Below are 15,236 nucleotides of genomic sequence, written 5' to 3'. Positions count from 1 at the left end.
TCACTATTACAATAAGGATAATTAATATTTTTTTCTTATAGTTATAACACACTTAAAAAATACAATCCATAAGCCCCCCTATTATTTCCCTCCAACGCCACCCAAAAAATCTTAAATAAATTAACCCCCAAGCCTCAACCTCAATAAACCTTCCCGCCCAATAACTATCCGAATTCAAGAAAAACGAGGTGTGATTTCTCCAAAGAAATCAAAACGCTCGCTCCCATCATCAAAATCCCCAACAATTACTTAAAATCTAACTCCTCTTTTTTTTAAGAAAAGTATAAAGGCCAAATAAGCAGCATACAGAAAAGAATCAAAAAAAGAATCATCCAATCCCGCTCCCCTCTTTTTTTTAAAGAGGGGAATGAATTCCCGAGGAACGAGTTGAAGAAAGGGGTGTAACAGCCACCTCAATAAGCACAAAAAATTTCATAAACATAAAACCCAACCCCACTAAACACTCAAAACCCAGACCCCATCGTTATAATGAAAATACAAAAGAAAAAAAACGAATCCCAAAAGAACAACCCAACCCAAGCTCCCCTCTTTTTTTTTCAAAGAGGACGACCAAGCGTATAAAAATAGTCCAGTGGACTATTTTAGCGAAGGGGCGAGCTGGCGTAAAGGCAAAATTCCCGAGGAACAAGCATAAAAACAGCTTAAACAAACTACCTAATCCTGCTCCCCTCTATTTTCAAAGAGGACGACCGAACGTATAGAAATAGTCCTGTGGACTATTTTAGTGAAGGGGCGAGCTGGTGCATGGGCAAATTCCCGAGGAACGAGGTGAAGAAAGGGGTGTTCAAGCACTCCCTACATACTCCCTACATACTCCCTACATACTTCATACCCAGTCCGTACCATAAAACCTATAATTCCCAACACCAAAAACCACCAAAAACATCAAAAAGCACAAATTGATTAAAAACAAACCTATAGAACCCAAACCTCATAAACAGCAACAAATACCCACAAAACCCTAAAAATCAATCACATTAATAAACTTTATATCAAAATCCTCAAAAACACCCAAAACAAAAATGAGGACTTCAAACCCATAGTACTTTAGCCCATAAGAAGGTAATGCAGTAGTCTGTATTGAAATTTTTAAGCAGGAGCTCATGCTTAAGTGCACCTTTAATAAACTACTGTGTTAACCCTCTTAATTTGTATAACCCGTATGCTAAAAAAAGAATGCATACATAAACTTTAGAAAAAATGGCAAAATATAAAAGCCTATTCAAAGTGCAAAGCACTTTAGACGATGTTAACTTCTATAAAACAGAAGATGGATATCAAGTACGCACCAAAGGAGGAGTAAGTAAAAACAGAATCCAAAGCGATCCCGCTTTCGAAAGAACGCGAGAAAACAATAGTGAATTTGGATCTAGCGCCACCAGTGGTAAAATACTGAGACGCGCTATTATAGATCTCGTCTCTAATGCTAAGGATAATAAATTAGCATCGCGAGTCACACAACTGATGACGCAGGTTAAGAATTTTGACCTTACCTCTGCAAGAGGAAGCAGAAATGTAGCCACTGGCATTACAACACCTGATGGCAAAATACCATTCAGAGGTTTTAATTTTAATCGAAAATCTAGCCTTTCAGAAGTATTACTGTCCGACTACGGTTTAGATACCGCTACAGGTGAAGTAACGATTAGTAACTTCACTCCCATTCAAAAATTAGTGGTTCCTACTGGAGCAACACATGTAGAGTTTACAGCTGGGTTTCTAAATTTAGATTTCGGAACCTTAGAAAAAGACTTTCAAATAAGTAATGTAGAGGTGTTACCAATTAATGGAACTACGTCTACGATAACCTTAACACCAACGGCTCCTGCCACTGGTACAGGTCAAAATTTTTACTTATTAAAAGTAGCATTCTTTCAAGAAATAAACAACATACAATATCCGCTTAAAAACGGAACATTCAATGCGTTGCAAATCCTGGAGGTGTTGTAACAGTTAAACTGTGTAAACGATAAACGGACGCTTTTGGCGTCCGTTTTTGTATTCAATTAAGCCCATTAAGAACTATTTAGCAAAACTAACCTAACATCTTTAGCTTACAGGTAATGAGGGCCATAGACTTTATTTACCTTTCGACTTTTTTCTATCAAAGGTTTTATGGCCAATAATAGAGCTAATTCCTTCTTATAGCCTTGAGCTCTTTCATATTTCATTTGTAATTGAAGTTTGTGAATCGTTCTTTTAAGTTTCTTTATTTTTAATTCTAGTGTATTGTCTGAATTTATATTCGCATAAGTAACCTTATACCCTTTTTCTAAATTACCATAATATTCAGGACTAAATATCAACGTTTTAAAAACCACTCGATCACTTCTATCATGAATGATATAAATATTTGGCAAAACCCCTATTTTAAAACCATGATATAGTACACGCTGACAATAATTATCATCTTCACCATAATGAAAAAACAAAGGATCAAAACCTCCAATAGTGTCTAAACATTTTCTAGAAATTAACCAAGCTGCTGCATTTACAAAAGGTACTTCATATACATCATGCAATTTATTGCCCAATACAAAATCAGAATAAAACTGACCACTGTATTCTTTGAGCATAAAGTTAGAAAAATTTTTATCTAATTTTTTCTGATCCCCTGTAATATGTATAGGACTCAACACCCCATATTCTGGACGCTCTTTTTGAAAATCTACTAAATCATCCAAAACAGAATCTATCAAATAAGCATCTTGGTTGAGTAAAAAAACATGCTCTGTACCTTGATCTAGAGCATACCGAATCCCTAGATTATTAGCTTGTCCAAAACCTAAATTTTTATCTTGTTTAAATAAAGTAACATCTGGGTAATTGGTCTCGATAAAAGAAACGGTTTCATCTGTAGAAGCATTATCCACTATAATAACAGGATAGTTAGTACAACTTTTTAAACATTTTTCTAACCATTGCATGCCGTTGTAGGTAACTATAATAATATATGTATTAATCATTATCCAATTTTTACACAATTTTTTTTAATCAATTTTAAACTTTGCTTTATTGATTTAGTCTTTCCTTTTACACCTCTTCTTTCTTTAACATTAAAATAAGTAAGATATATAGAAGCTTTAACAAAGTCTACAAAATAAACTTTAAAAGAATACTCTAATACCGTTTTAGAAATAAAACTTTTTAATTTATAAAGATTAAAATCCGAATTATAATTCTTAATATACTTTGCGATATTATAATCCAATTTCATTTGTTTAGAAGTAACCTGTCGAGAAATACCACCATCATTTTTTCTATATACAGCAGTCACATCGTCTAATAACTTAATAGAACCAAAACAAGACACTAATAAAAATAAAGTTCTATCTGCTGATAAAACTTGTTTTGGGAAATCATTTCTAAATGCTGTTTTTCTAAACATAAACGTTGCTGTATGAAAATGTCTAGATTCTAACAAGTCATTTGTTTGTAGCTCAGACTTTAGTTTTTTCTTAAACAAATGTTCTTTGGTGGAACCTTCATACTTTACAAGCGAATTTGTAGCTATTCCTGAAAAACTATTGTTTTGTTCTAAAAAATCTACTTGCTTTTGTAATTTTAAAGAATCTGTCCAATAATCATCGCCTTCACAAATTGCTATGTATTTAGCTTTGCATTGTTGAAGTGCAAAAACAAAATTGGGTGTAATACCTAAATTTTGCTCATGACTAAAATATTTAATCTTATTTGATAGGTTTTCTTTATTGATAAAATCGAGAACTATTGAATCTGTATTATCAGGAGAACAATCATTTGAAAGTATTATTTCAAATTCAAAATCACATGTTTGGTTTAATATACTTGTTAATGCTTGTAAAATATATCTTTCATGACCATAAGTAATCATGCATACCGAAACCATCATATCTTTATCTCTTTTGAAATAATTCTACCTGGCACACCTACTATTGTACTATTATTTGGGACATCGTTAAGAACAACAGTACCAGCACCAACTACTACATTATTACCAATGGTAGTATCTGGTAAAATTACAGAAGATGCTCCTAAAGATGAATTATCCCCAATACTACTTCTACCAAGTATGTTTACATTAGGTGATATTTCTACAAAGTCTCCGATAATACAATCATGTGTAACAATTGAATTATAGTAAATTAAGCACCCTATACCTATATTCACAGAATTAGATATTTTTACACCTGACAGAATAGTTGCCCCAACTTTTATATCAACGTCAAAATTACCAATTTCGGCATTTTTCGAAATAATTGAAATTGGTTGTGCTCCTAATTGCGTAAATTGTTCAAATAAATTTTTCCTTAATAATGGATTTCCCAATCCCAAAACAAAAGATTTATCTTCCGTTTTTAACAAATAGGTTTCTACCTCTTCAAAAGAAGTTAATATCCTGAATCTATTATATAGTTTTAAAGGTAAATCAACACTTACGTTATCAAAAAAAACAATGTCTTTATCAGAGAAACCCATATCTACTGATACTATTTGCAAAATCTCTTTTGCAAAACCTTTAGCGCCAACTATTATCATAACAACTGTTCTTTTACAATATTAATAATTTGGTTTAAATCCTCAGTTGCTAGACCAGCAAATAATGGTAGACACAAAACTTTAGACGATATAGATTCCGAAACAGCCAAACTACAAGGATTAACATATGGAAGTGTATTCAAAGAGGGGTAAAAATAACGTCTCGGATAAATAGAATGAGATTCTAATGCTTGTTTTACACGCAACAACTGGCTCTCATTTTCAAAAATCACAGGATAGTAGCTATAGTTCCAATTGGTTTGGACTCTAATCTTTAGCAATTGCAAACTTGTTGGCTCAAAAGCCTGATTATAACTCTCAACAATTGCCTTTCGTTCTTTGAGGATTTTTGTCATATAGGGCAATACTGCCAAACCCATAGCCGCTTGTGGCTCGCTCATTTTAGCATTAATCCCTAAACTTTGAAAAGATTCAGGCCCATCATGTCCAAAATTATGATGAGAATACAAAGCTTCAAAATGTTCTGGTTTGCAAAACAAAGCACCTCCTTCACCGGTATGAAATAACTTAGTAGCATGAAAACTACAGGTACTGACATCACCATAATTAAAAAGAGATTGCCCTTTATAAGTGACCCCAAAACAATGTGCAGCGTCATAGATCACTTTCAGCTTATGTTTTTTTGCAATGGCAGCAATGGCATCTACATCGCATGGATTTCCAAAAACATGAGTTGCCAAAATTGCTGTAGTTTTAGATGTAATGGCCGCTTCGATCTTCGTTTCATCAATAGTTAAATAATTTGGATCTATATCTACAAAGACAGGAGTACAACCTTCCCAAACGATACTACTAGTTGTCGCTACATAACTAAAAGGTGTGGTTATAATTTCACCTTGCAACCCCAATGCTTTTATTGCTATTTGTAAAGGCAAAGTACCATTAGTCATGGCAATGATATTTGAAATACCAAGATAGGATTGTAATTTATGCTCTAACTCTTTCACTAAAACACCCCTATTTGTCATCCACCCCGTATCCCAAGCTTTTTTTAGAATGGCTTGATACTCGTCTTGCGGTGGTAAAAATGTTTTGGTAACGTTTATCATTTTATATCACTAGTTTTATTTTCCCATGGAAAATTATCATGCAATGGTTTCTCTTTTAAAAAATCACATAGTCTAAAATAATCCGCTTTATTTGACGTATTAATAACGATGAGCTTTTCTGGATGTGCTCTAAAATAGTCCTTAACAAGATTATTATGATTATTATAAGTCTTCATTAAAATAGACCTATTATATAAATCCTCATCTGGCGTATTAAACACCTGTTTAACATACTCATAGGCTAAACCTTTGTAGCGGTAGGGCGCATTTTTAAGTTCGCTTACGTTGGGTACATTTTCATCAGATGACCATAATTTTGAATGAAATTTACTTATTGAATTATACCATTGTTCATCATTATCTCTAACAGTAAGTATAAATTTTGCATTAGGAAATTTCTGTTCTAATGCTATAAAAGTATAAGGTAATGAAAAAGGAATATCTTGAAAAGCGGTTGCACTTTTTACATAATGAAAAATTGCTTTAAAGTCTCTTTCATACCAATTAGGCATAAGAACTTCAGCCTCTTTCTGATTCCCTAATTTAATATTAAAATCTTTAAGAACTTTTTCAATAGTTGTAGTTCCAGTTTTATTGAAGCCTATGCAAAATATTTTCTCTCTATTCTTACTAAACATGTATACTCGCTTTATTGCGCATCCATTCAAAATTAAGATTAACCAACTCTTCTAACCCCTTGTTTTTATTTTGAAAATGAAGTAATAACTCATCATATATCTCAACACTTAACGGTTCTGAATACACTCTTTGATGTTTCATCTCCAAATCTAGCTCTAAGCTATTAAAATCAGAAATATTTAAAAATGATGCTACTCTATTTAACTCTTCGAAGGTTCTATTTTTTAAACTTGAAGAATCAATAAACAAAAAATTTTCAAGAGAAAAATACTCTAAATAAGTATCTATTTGCTCCTTGTAATAACCTCTTCTTATAATGGAAGGTTCAATAAAATTAGAATTTAATTCATTATCTAACTCATAATTAGCCATTTTTAAAAAATTTGGAAAAGTCTCTTTACTGTATAATAACGAGAAAAATATTTCTTTTGGAGACGTTATTTCATTTTTTTTAAAAAAATTCCTCATACTTTCACTCTCGCCCATTTGCTTATACATATTCCATGCAGAATATGCTCTTTTCACAGGATCTCTCAATACTACAATAAATTTCATATTCGGATTGTAGTCATAAATTTTTCTTGCCACATCAGGATAATATATATAACGTGGTGTTGATTCAAAAGTCATTTTATTAGTAACTAATTTAAACGGAAAATTTTTATGATAATCGTCTATATTTAAAGGCTGAAAAGAATCAAAAAAATGCAATTCCTTTTTTGTAGGACCTAAAATACTTGGGTGCTGTACAAGATATTCATGTAAAGATGTTGTACCACCTTTTTGCACACCTAAAATCATAAATTTAGGTTTTAGTCTACCAAATGTTAACATTTTTTCCAATTTAGTTTTAAGTTGAATACACCTTTAGATTTCCCCATATAACTTCCAAGTTCCTTGTTTTCTGGGTTAATAACAAATGATAGTATATTTTCTTCAATAAAATGAAAAGACTTGCCTATGACACATCCAAAATCCAACAAAAACTCTCCTTGATTAAGTATATTTTTAGGTATTTCTATTAAATAGGTTAACTCCCCAATATCATTACTATTGTTTATATCATTTAAACTACCATGAGTAAAAAGAAAATTTTCTGAGTCATCTTTTATTCTTATATTTAATCCAATATTTTCATTACTTTTTTTTAAAAAATCTACCTTAATAATAACATTGTCATTCATATAAATTGGTTGACCAATATTCTTGTTTCTTGCAAAAACATTAATGGACTTAATTTCTATATTTGAAGAAGATAATCTACTGTAATCAATTTTGTCTGAGATCTTTCTTTCTTTTAAGTAAAAATCGACAGCCTCATCAGTACCCCCTTCAAAAACAGTAGTTCCATGTTCCAACACAATAGCACGCGTACACAAACTTTTTACAGCTGCCATATTATGGCTTACAAATAATACCGTTCTACCATCACCTTTAGAAATATCCTGCATCTTCCCAATAGCTTTTTTCTGAAACTCAGCATCACCAACTGCCAACACCTCATCAATCACCAAAATATCAGGTTCTAAAAAAGCGGCTACTGCGAAAGCTAAACGTACACGCATTCCAGAAGAGTAGCGTTTAGTTGGGGTATCTACATAACGTTCACAACCAGAAAATTCTATAATCTCAGATTCTTTGACTTTTATTTCGGCTTTGGTCATACCCAAAATAGCACCATTCAAATAAATATTTTCCCGACCTGTTAGTTCAGGATGGAAACCTGTACCAACTTCTAATAAAGAGGCAATACGACCTCTAGTTTTTATCTCGCCTGTAGTAGGAATAGTAACACGTGAGAGTATCTTCAACAACGTAGATTTCCCAGCACCATTTTTTCCTATGATACCAAGGACTTCTCCCTGTTGCACTTCAAAGTTAATAGATTTTAATGCCCAAACATAATCGCTATCGGCTTTAGTACTACGGTCATTAACAGCACCTACTTTTAAATATGGATCTTCCTTTCCTCTAATACCAGCCCACCATCGATTTAGATCGTGGCTAATAGTACCAGTACCCACTAATCCTAGTCTGTATTGTTTACTAATATTATCGGCTTTTAAAATAACCATAGGTATTCTATTTATTTTTTATTGTATTTTTTTTATTCTTTTTTGTCACCCCCTTCAAAACCAATAGCTTAAACCGTGTCAATGAATGTTTTCTCCGTTCTATTAAAAATAATAACGCCAAGCAATAGTATGAGCAATGTCACACCTACAGTATATAAAATACCAAACCAGCTAAAAGTACCTGTCCCTAACAACATATAACGGGCAGTTTCAATAATATATGCCAATGGGTTATATTCTACCACCCACGCAATGGTTGGTAATTTCTCTCGCATTAAAGCTAAGGGATACATCACGGCAGACACGTACATTAACAACTGTACACCAAAACCAACTAAAAATTTTAAGTCACGATATTTAGTCACCATACTAGAGATAATCATTCCCATACCTAAACCAAGTAAGCCCATGAGTAAGACTATAAAAGGAAAAAACAAAATACTTGCTGTTAAATGTATGGCAGCACCGTTAAAATAATAATAAATATAAAAAGCGATAAAGATGAGTAGTTGAATCCCGAACTTCATCAAATTAGACATAATAATAGATAAAGGAACTATGATACGCGGAAAATAGACTTTTCCAAAAATGGCAGCATTAGTCTTAAAGGTGTCACTTGTAGAGCTCAAACAAGTACTAAAATAATTCCAAATAGAAACACCCGCAAGGTTAAATAAGAAAGGTGGTACTGTGCCTGTTTCAATATTGGCAACCTTATTAAAAATAAGCGTAAATGTAAGCGCTGTAAATAACGGTTGAATTAAGTACCAAAGTGGCCCTAAAACCGTTTGTTTATATACGGTTACCACATCGCGCTTTACAAATAACATCAGTAAATCACGATAACGCCAAATCTCCTTAAAATTAAAATCTATTAATTTACGTTCTGAGGAAATGGTATACAACCAACCATCATCTTCTATCTTACTCAATGTGACTCTTGTTTTTTGTTGGGTAAATATAGTAATTCCATAGAGATACTAAAACACAGACAAAAGAATAAAATAGGATTTTAAACTGTTGTGAAATGAGGCAAAAGTGCAAGCCCACCGTCTGAACCTTCTAAGGCGATTCAGCCACCTCCCTTTAACTAAAGGGAGGAGCACATTTAGGAAACCCAAATAAGTTGTATAAACAATAAACTTTCTGGTTCAAATTATAAGAAAAAAGAATTTTAAAAGTAACAGCAAACTATAAAATAAACCACCAGCCATACTTTCTGCCACTTTATTAAAAGAAAAGTATAGATGATAAAAAAAAAGCAAATTCCAGAAAACAATGTCAAATAGAACCACCTAATCCCGCTCCCCTCTTTTTTTTTCAAAGAGGACGACCGAACGTATGGAAATAGACCTGCGGACTATTTTAGTGAAGGGGCGAGCTGGCGCATGGGAAAAATTCCAGAGGAACGAGGTGAAGAAAGGAGTGTTCAACACGCAGAAAAGCGTATATTAAGAATCAAACGAATCCCAAGTGATCTTCAACCCCTCTCTTACGGTATATTTTGGTTCATAACCTAACAAGTTTTGCGCTTTAGAAATATCGGCTAAAGAATCTCTAACATCACCTTGTCTATTAGGTCCGTAAATAGCTTTTAATTCAGAATTGGCGGCAATGCGCAAAGATTCCCATAAATAATTGATCGTAATACGCTCACCACAAGCCACATTAAAAACCTCATTCTTAGCCTCTTTTGATGCGAAAAATCCTTTTACATTAGCCTGAACAACGTTATCTATAAATGTAAAGTCTCTGGTTTGCTCACCATCACCATTAATTTTAGAAGGCTCATTATCTTTAAGCGCTTGCATAAATAAAGGAATTACCGCTGCATATGCACCATCCGGACTTTGTTTTGGTCCAAACACATTAAAATAGCGTAAGCCAATAACATCAGTATTATAAGTAGTACCAAAAACATCTGCATATAACTCGTTCACATATTTTGTTACGGCATATGGTGATAAGGGTTTTCCTATAGTGTCTTCTACTTTTGGTAAAGCTTTACTATCTCCATACGTTGAGCTAGACGCCGCATAGACCATACGTTTTACGGTTGAACTATCTTTCAACGCAATCATCATATTTAAAAACCCTGAAATATTAACCTCGTTAGTAGTTGCCGGATCGTTAATAGAACGCGGCACAGAACCTAAAGCGGCTTGATGAGAGACATAATCTATACCTTCCATCTCCTTTTTACATGTTTCTAAATCACGGATATCGCCTTCTATCAATTCGAAGGCTGGGTTATCCATAAATTCAGTTAAGTTTTCGCGATGACCATTAGAAAAGTTGTCTAAAACACGTACTTTTTTAGCTTTATACTTTAATAAGTATTCCGTAAGGTTAGAGCCAATAAAGCCTCCACCTCCTGTGATTAAAAAACTTAATTTAGAAAGGTCTGCGGTATGATGTGGATTTGAATACATTATAGTCTAGCGTCTACGGTGTCTAAAGGAAGTAATGATTTTACATCGAAAACAACACCTGTTTGTGATTTTAATTTCGTGATATCTAATTTTAAGAATTGGTTATGAGAGACCGCTAAAATTACCGCATCGTATTCAGAACTTAATTCAGTGTATTCACAGATTAAATCTAATTTATACTCATGCTTTACTTCTTCTGCAGAAGCCCAAGGATCATAGACATCGACATTAACATCGTATGTTTCTAATTCTTCAATAATATCAATAACTCTAGAGTTTCTAATGTCCGGACAATTTTCTTTAAAGGTAATTCCTAATACAAGCACTTTAGAACCTTTAATAGTGGCTCCTTTTTTAATCATCATTTTCACCGTTTCGGTAGCCACATAGCTTCCCATACTGTCATTCATCTTACGACCTGCTAAAATAATCTCAGGATCATAACCAGATTCTATCGCTTTTTGTGCCAAATAATAAGGATCGACTCCAATACAATGCCCACCTACTAAACCTGGTGAGAATTTTAAGAAATTCCATTTGGTTCCTGCAGCTTCTAATACAGCCTTAGTGTCAATACCTAAAAGTCTGAAGATTTTAGACAATTCATTAACAAAGGCAATGTTGATATCACGCTGCGAATTCTCAATTACTTTTGCAGCTTCCGCCACTTTTATTGAAGGTGCCATATGCGTACCTGCAACGATAACCTTTTTATAAAGATTATCAACTTTTATGGCTATTTCTGGAGTAGAACCAGAAGTAACTTTCAATATTTTTGTGACCGTATGCTCCTTATCACCTGGATTAATTCGTTCTGGTGAATACCCTGCATAAAAATCTTTATTATAAACGAGTCCAGAAGTTTTCTCTAATACAGGAATACAAATATCTTCAGTTGCTCCAGGATAAACCGTAGACTCATAAACCACGATATCATCTTTAGATAATACTTTTCCAACTGTTTCACTAGCCTTTATTAAAGGAGTAAACACAGGTTTGTTTAAAGCATCTGTAGGCGTGGGCACTGTGATAATATAGTAATTAGCAACGGTTAATGCTTCTATATCATCTGTAATATAAAGACCTTTGCTAGCATTTAAATCTGACGTTAATACCGATTTTAAATGATCATTTTCAACTTCTAAGGTTTTATCTAATCCTGTATTTAATTCACTGATGCGCTGTTTATTAATATCAAAACCAACGACAAAGAATTTTTTTGCAAACTCTACAGCAAGTGGCAAACCAACATAACCTAATCCAATTATTGCAATTTTATCTTCTGAATGATTCATTTGTTTAAAATAGATTTTAAAATAAGTCTCAAATCTAAGTAAAAACTATAATTCTGAACGTATTTTTTATTGATTTTCACCTTATCAACCCATATAATCGTTCTATTGTAGTGTTCTGGGTCATTTTGAAGCTTTAGACGCTGTTCTTCATCTCGGTATTTTAAGGTCGCCGGACCAGTAATTCCTGGTTTGACTTTTAAAATAATGCGATCGTCGTCAGTTAATTCGTCAGCAAAACCCTGCAAATCAGGTCTCGGACCAACAAAACTCATATCACCTATTAAGACATTATAAAGCTGAGGTAATTCATTTAATTTAGTTTGCCTTAAAAATTTACCTATAGAAGTTGCACTACTTTCTAATTGCCCTAATTGATGGTCTCCATCTACTAAAGTTCTAATTTTATAAATCCTGAAAAGTTTTCCATACTGACCAACACGAAGTTGAGAATAGACTCCCCATTTTTTAGTGTCTATTGTAGCAATGAGTACTAATAAAATAATAGGAAAGATAAGTAATGGTAGAAATAGTATGACAACGACAACATCAAAAATACGTTTAACTTTAAGTTGCGATTTACTAATCATAAGCATACTGTTAAAAACCATTTAAAAACCTACAGCTCTGGCCCTAACTTCAAAAGAAGACAAATTGAATTTTATGAACAACCAACAGCCAACAGCCAACAGCTAAAGGCCAAAAGCCAACAACTAGATCCGCTTCAAAAACTCTTTTATCTTCTTAAGAATAGACTGATCATCTTTTTCGTGATACGTACTACCATAGACACCGTAGCCATAACCATAGCCATAGCCGTAGCCATAACCATAATTACTGTTGTTTTTATGCCTGTAAAAGTTGAGCACGTAACTTACGTTTTTAAGCTCTCCACTTCGATGTTTAGCATTTACCAATTGAAGCATACCTTTTTTTGTATAGTCTAATCGGACCATAAATATAGTGGCATCTGCATATTGCGTTAATTCTAAGGCATCTGTAACCAAACCTAAAGGAGGAGTATCTAGAATAATGATATCATACTCTTGCTTAAGCATACTAATAAGCTCCCTTAATTTATCACTCATCAATAACTCCGAAGGGTTAGGTGGGATTGGGCCAGAAGGAACAACATCCAAATTCTCAACTTGTGTATGGGTAACAATATTGTCAAAGGTATCATCTCCGATAAGATAATTAACCACACCTTTCTCATTAGTAATATTAAAATCATCAAAGATTTTTGGCTTACGTAAATCCAAACCTAATAAAATGGTTTTTTTTCCTGAAAGCGCATAGACTGTAGCAATATTAATGGATGTAAATGTTTTTCCTTCTCCACTAACAGAAGAGGTTACCATTAATGTATCTGCCTTATGAGCTCCTGTTCTCTTATTTTTAAAAATAAATTGTAAACTCGAACGGATGGCTCTAAAAGATTCAGCTACGGCAGATTTCGGTTTTTCAAAAGCTACCAAATTATTTTTATAGCGGTATTTACCGACTAAACCTAATATAGGGATTTTAGACAATCGGGCAATCTCATCAGATCCATGAATGGTACTATCTAACAAATAGACAATAAAAATTAATAACATCGGAAGAAAAAAGCCTAGCATTAAGCCCATCATATAATTAAGACTCTTATTAGGCCCTATTAAACCTCCTCCAATATCTTTAGCTTCATCAATTACAGTAATATCAGAAATGTTTGCCGCTTTTACAATAGCAGCTTCACTGCGTTTTGCTAGGTAAATATCATAAGCTTCCTGACTGAGATCTAATTTTCGTTGAATCCTTAAAAACTGTTGCTCATCTTCTGGTAATCCACTTAATTTTGATTCTAAAGTTGCAATATTACTATTCAAAGTTCTTATTCGTACACCAATCGTTTCTTTGGTAGCATCTATGGTTTCAAGCAATACATTTTTTTCAGAATCAATTCGGCGATCCAACTCTTTAAAAAGCCCTGACCCCTCTTTAGTGGTATATTCTAAATTTTGACGCTCTGCTGCCAAAGCAACAATCTTGGAAACACCACCAAGTACGTTTCCTTCTTCAATACCAACACTCGTAGGAGCTGCTATATTAGTATAATCAGTTTTAGTGTTTAAATAAACTTCAAGGTTATTTAAATAATCTAGTTTCGATTCTTCATTTTGCTTTTCCAATTCAAATTGGCGCAGCTCCTCTGAAATTTGAGAGATTTCAGTGCTTACGTCAAACACCTTGTTATCTCTTCTAAACGTATTCATCTCATCCGTAAAATCTTCAAGATTTACATTTACGGCTGCCAAACTACTATCAATAAATTTTATGGTGTTCGTGGCGTATAGGTTTTTACGCTTCAACTCGGTTTTACTCAAAATTTCAGAAGTAGCATTCAGGTAATCTACAATTTTAGCTTTATTATGACCTGCCAACTGTAAATTTAAAATAGAACCTGCGGAAGTCCCAACTGGGGTAATCATAACACTAGACTTGTAACTATTAACCACTCCATCAAAATTACTAAACCGAAGATAATATTCCGATCCTGGTGTAATGCTACGCTCCGGCTTTACTATAATTTGACCATTTAAAAATGGTAACGCAATAACCTCACCACTTTTATTTTTTTTTGTGAATACGCCTGTTGGCACCTTTGCTGTAGATTTAGATTTATCTCCATAGGTTTGTGTAGAAACACTTGCTTCTTCAAATGCAGTAAAGACCTCAAATTCATTGGCATTTAAAAACCGTATCCCAATTGGGTAGCTCAATGCTTGAGCTTTAGATTTATCTATAATAAATTCAAAAGGCGCGCTTTTATAAATATCTATTTTTCGGTACTTACCTTCTTCTAGGTAATCCATATAATACTGAAGAGAATCCACAACAATTTCATTATGGGTACGCGTTTTTATAGCGGTCATTACTTTACCGACTTTTCCAGAGGTTCCTCCCCAATTAAAGGATATACTAGTATTAGCCGTAAAAAATGGATTCTGATCGTTTTCTATAGAAATTAAAGAATCTAAGCGGTAAACATTTTGCTTTCTTACATTAATAAAATAAGCGATTAGCATAGCTGCGCCAATGCAAATCAATACAAATTTCCATAGATTTAATACTTTAAAAAGATAACCTCTAAAATCAAAACTTATACTTTGCGAATCTTGGTCTTCTAAATCGTCATAATCTTTCATG

13 protein-coding genes are annotated in these 15,236 nt (G+C 33.3%); 1 reads left to right on the top strand and 12 read right to left on the bottom strand.

Going from position 1 to position 15,236, the window contains the following annotated elements; translation table 11 throughout:
• The first annotated feature begins 1,221 nt into the window (after positions 1-1,221).
• Entirely contained in the window at positions 1,222-1,971 is a 750-nt protein-coding gene (locus DFQ09_RS10615; protein WP_115810123.1) for a hypothetical protein, read from the top strand.
• Positions 1,972-2,075: 104 nt separating this feature from the next.
• On the opposite strand, the gene DFQ09_RS10610 is transcribed toward DFQ09_RS10615, so the two are convergent.
• The 12 genes from DFQ09_RS10610 to DFQ09_RS10555 form a co-directional block, all read right to left on the bottom strand.
• Positions 2,076-2,987, bottom strand: coding sequence for a glycosyltransferase family 2 protein (locus DFQ09_RS10610; RefSeq protein ID WP_115810121.1), 912 nt, complete (start codon positions 2,985-2,987; stop codon positions 2,076-2,078).
• Positions 2,987-3,874 (bottom strand): glycosyltransferase, encoded by an 888-nt coding sequence (locus DFQ09_RS10605; protein ID WP_181897168.1) that lies wholly within the window; start codon positions 3,872-3,874, stop codon positions 2,987-2,989. The genes DFQ09_RS10610 and DFQ09_RS10605 overlap by 1 nt, the downstream gene beginning before the upstream one ends.
• 14 nt (positions 3,875-3,888) lie before the next feature.
• Complete coding sequence (locus DFQ09_RS10600) at positions 3,889-4,539, bottom strand: acetyltransferase (protein WP_115810117.1); 651 nt, start codon at positions 4,537-4,539, stop codon at positions 3,889-3,891.
• On the bottom strand, positions 4,536-5,609 hold the full coding sequence (locus tag DFQ09_RS10595) for a DegT/DnrJ/EryC1/StrS family aminotransferase (RefSeq protein WP_115810116.1): 1,074 nt from the start codon (positions 5,607-5,609) through the stop codon (positions 4,536-4,538). The genes DFQ09_RS10600 and DFQ09_RS10595 overlap by 4 nt, the downstream gene beginning before the upstream one ends.
• Complete coding sequence (locus DFQ09_RS10590; RefSeq protein ID WP_115810114.1) at positions 5,606-6,247, bottom strand: sulfotransferase; 642 nt, start codon at positions 6,245-6,247, stop codon at positions 5,606-5,608. The genes DFQ09_RS10595 and DFQ09_RS10590 overlap by 4 nt, the downstream gene beginning before the upstream one ends.
• The gene (locus DFQ09_RS10585) at positions 6,240-7,082 is read right to left on the bottom strand and encodes a sulfotransferase (protein WP_115810112.1); all 843 of its coding nucleotides are present in this window, start codon (positions 7,080-7,082) and stop codon (positions 6,240-6,242) included. Before DFQ09_RS10585 ends, DFQ09_RS10590 begins: the two co-directional genes overlap by 8 nt.
• Positions 7,076-8,323 carry an ABC transporter ATP-binding protein gene (locus DFQ09_RS10580; RefSeq protein ID WP_115810110.1) on the bottom strand — a complete coding sequence of 416 codons (1,248 nt, stop codon included), beginning with the start codon at positions 8,321-8,323 and terminating at the stop codon, positions 7,076-7,078. Before DFQ09_RS10580 ends, DFQ09_RS10585 begins: the two co-directional genes overlap by 7 nt.
• A gap of 68 nt (positions 8,324-8,391) precedes the next feature.
• Positions 8,392-9,255, bottom strand: a complete 864-nt coding sequence (locus DFQ09_RS10575; protein ID WP_115810108.1) for an ABC transporter permease — start codon at positions 9,253-9,255, stop codon at positions 8,392-8,394.
• A 519-nt stretch (positions 9,256-9,774) separates the two neighbouring features.
• Complete coding sequence (locus DFQ09_RS10570) at positions 9,775-10,755, bottom strand: SDR family oxidoreductase (RefSeq protein ID WP_115810106.1); 981 nt, start codon at positions 10,753-10,755, stop codon at positions 9,775-9,777.
• Positions 10,755-12,050, bottom strand: coding sequence for a nucleotide sugar dehydrogenase (locus tag DFQ09_RS10565; protein WP_115810104.1), 1,296 nt, complete (start codon positions 12,048-12,050; stop codon positions 10,755-10,757). The genes DFQ09_RS10570 and DFQ09_RS10565 overlap by 1 nt, the downstream gene beginning before the upstream one ends.
• Positions 12,047-12,637 (bottom strand): sugar transferase, encoded by a 591-nt coding sequence (locus DFQ09_RS10560; RefSeq protein ID WP_115810365.1) that lies wholly within the window; start codon positions 12,635-12,637, stop codon positions 12,047-12,049. Before DFQ09_RS10560 ends, DFQ09_RS10565 begins: the two co-directional genes overlap by 4 nt.
• 123 nt (positions 12,638-12,760) lie before the next feature.
• Positions 12,761-15,235: a polysaccharide biosynthesis tyrosine autokinase gene (locus DFQ09_RS10555; RefSeq protein WP_115810102.1), complete on the bottom strand. Its 2,475-nt coding sequence runs from the start codon at positions 15,233-15,235 to the stop codon at positions 12,761-12,763.
• Position 15,236 lies beyond the last annotated feature (1 nt).

It is taken from the genome of Winogradskyella pacifica, from assembly GCF_003386275.1.
GTDB lineage: Bacteria > Bacteroidota > Bacteroidia > Flavobacteriales > Flavobacteriaceae > Winogradskyella > Winogradskyella pacifica.
The sequence above is the reverse complement of the archived record's forward strand: the minus strand, read 5'-3'. Positions and strand labels throughout refer to the sequence as shown.

Coding starts and splice junctions, on each gene's coding strand:
- DFQ09_RS10615 (WP_115810123.1), top strand. CDS start 1,222: ATGGCAAAATATAAAAGCCTATTCAAAGTGCAAAGCACTTTAGACGAT.
- DFQ09_RS10610 (WP_115810121.1), bottom strand. CDS start 2,987: ATGATTAATACATATATTATTATAGTTACCTACAACGGCATGCAATGG.
- DFQ09_RS10605 (WP_181897168.1), bottom strand. CDS start 3,874: ATGATTACTTATGGTCATGAAAGATATATTTTACAAGCATTAACAAGT.
- DFQ09_RS10600 (WP_115810117.1), bottom strand. CDS start 4,539: ATGATAATAGTTGGCGCTAAAGGTTTTGCAAAAGAGATTTTGCAAATA.
- DFQ09_RS10595 (WP_115810116.1), bottom strand. CDS start 5,609: ATGATAAACGTTACCAAAACATTTTTACCACCGCAAGACGAGTATCAA.
- DFQ09_RS10590 (WP_115810114.1), bottom strand. CDS start 6,247: ATGTTTAGTAAGAATAGAGAGAAAATATTTTGCATAGGCTTCAATAAA.
- DFQ09_RS10585 (WP_115810112.1), bottom strand. CDS start 7,082: ATGTTAACATTTGGTAGACTAAAACCTAAATTTATGATTTTAGGTGTG.
- DFQ09_RS10580 (WP_115810110.1), bottom strand. CDS start 8,323: ATGGTTATTTTAAAAGCCGATAATATTAGTAAACAATACAGACTAGGA.
- DFQ09_RS10570 (WP_115810106.1), bottom strand. CDS start 10,755: ATGTATTCAAATCCACATCATACCGCAGACCTTTCTAAATTAAGTTTT.
- DFQ09_RS10565 (WP_115810104.1), bottom strand. CDS start 12,050: ATGAATCATTCAGAAGATAAAATTGCAATAATTGGATTAGGTTATGTT.
- DFQ09_RS10560 (WP_115810365.1), bottom strand. CDS start 12,637: ATGATTAGTAAATCGCAACTTAAAGTTAAACGTATTTTTGATGTTGTC.
- DFQ09_RS10555 (WP_115810102.1), bottom strand. CDS start 15,235: ATGAAAGATTATGACGATTTAGAAGACCAAGATTCGCAAAGTATAAGT.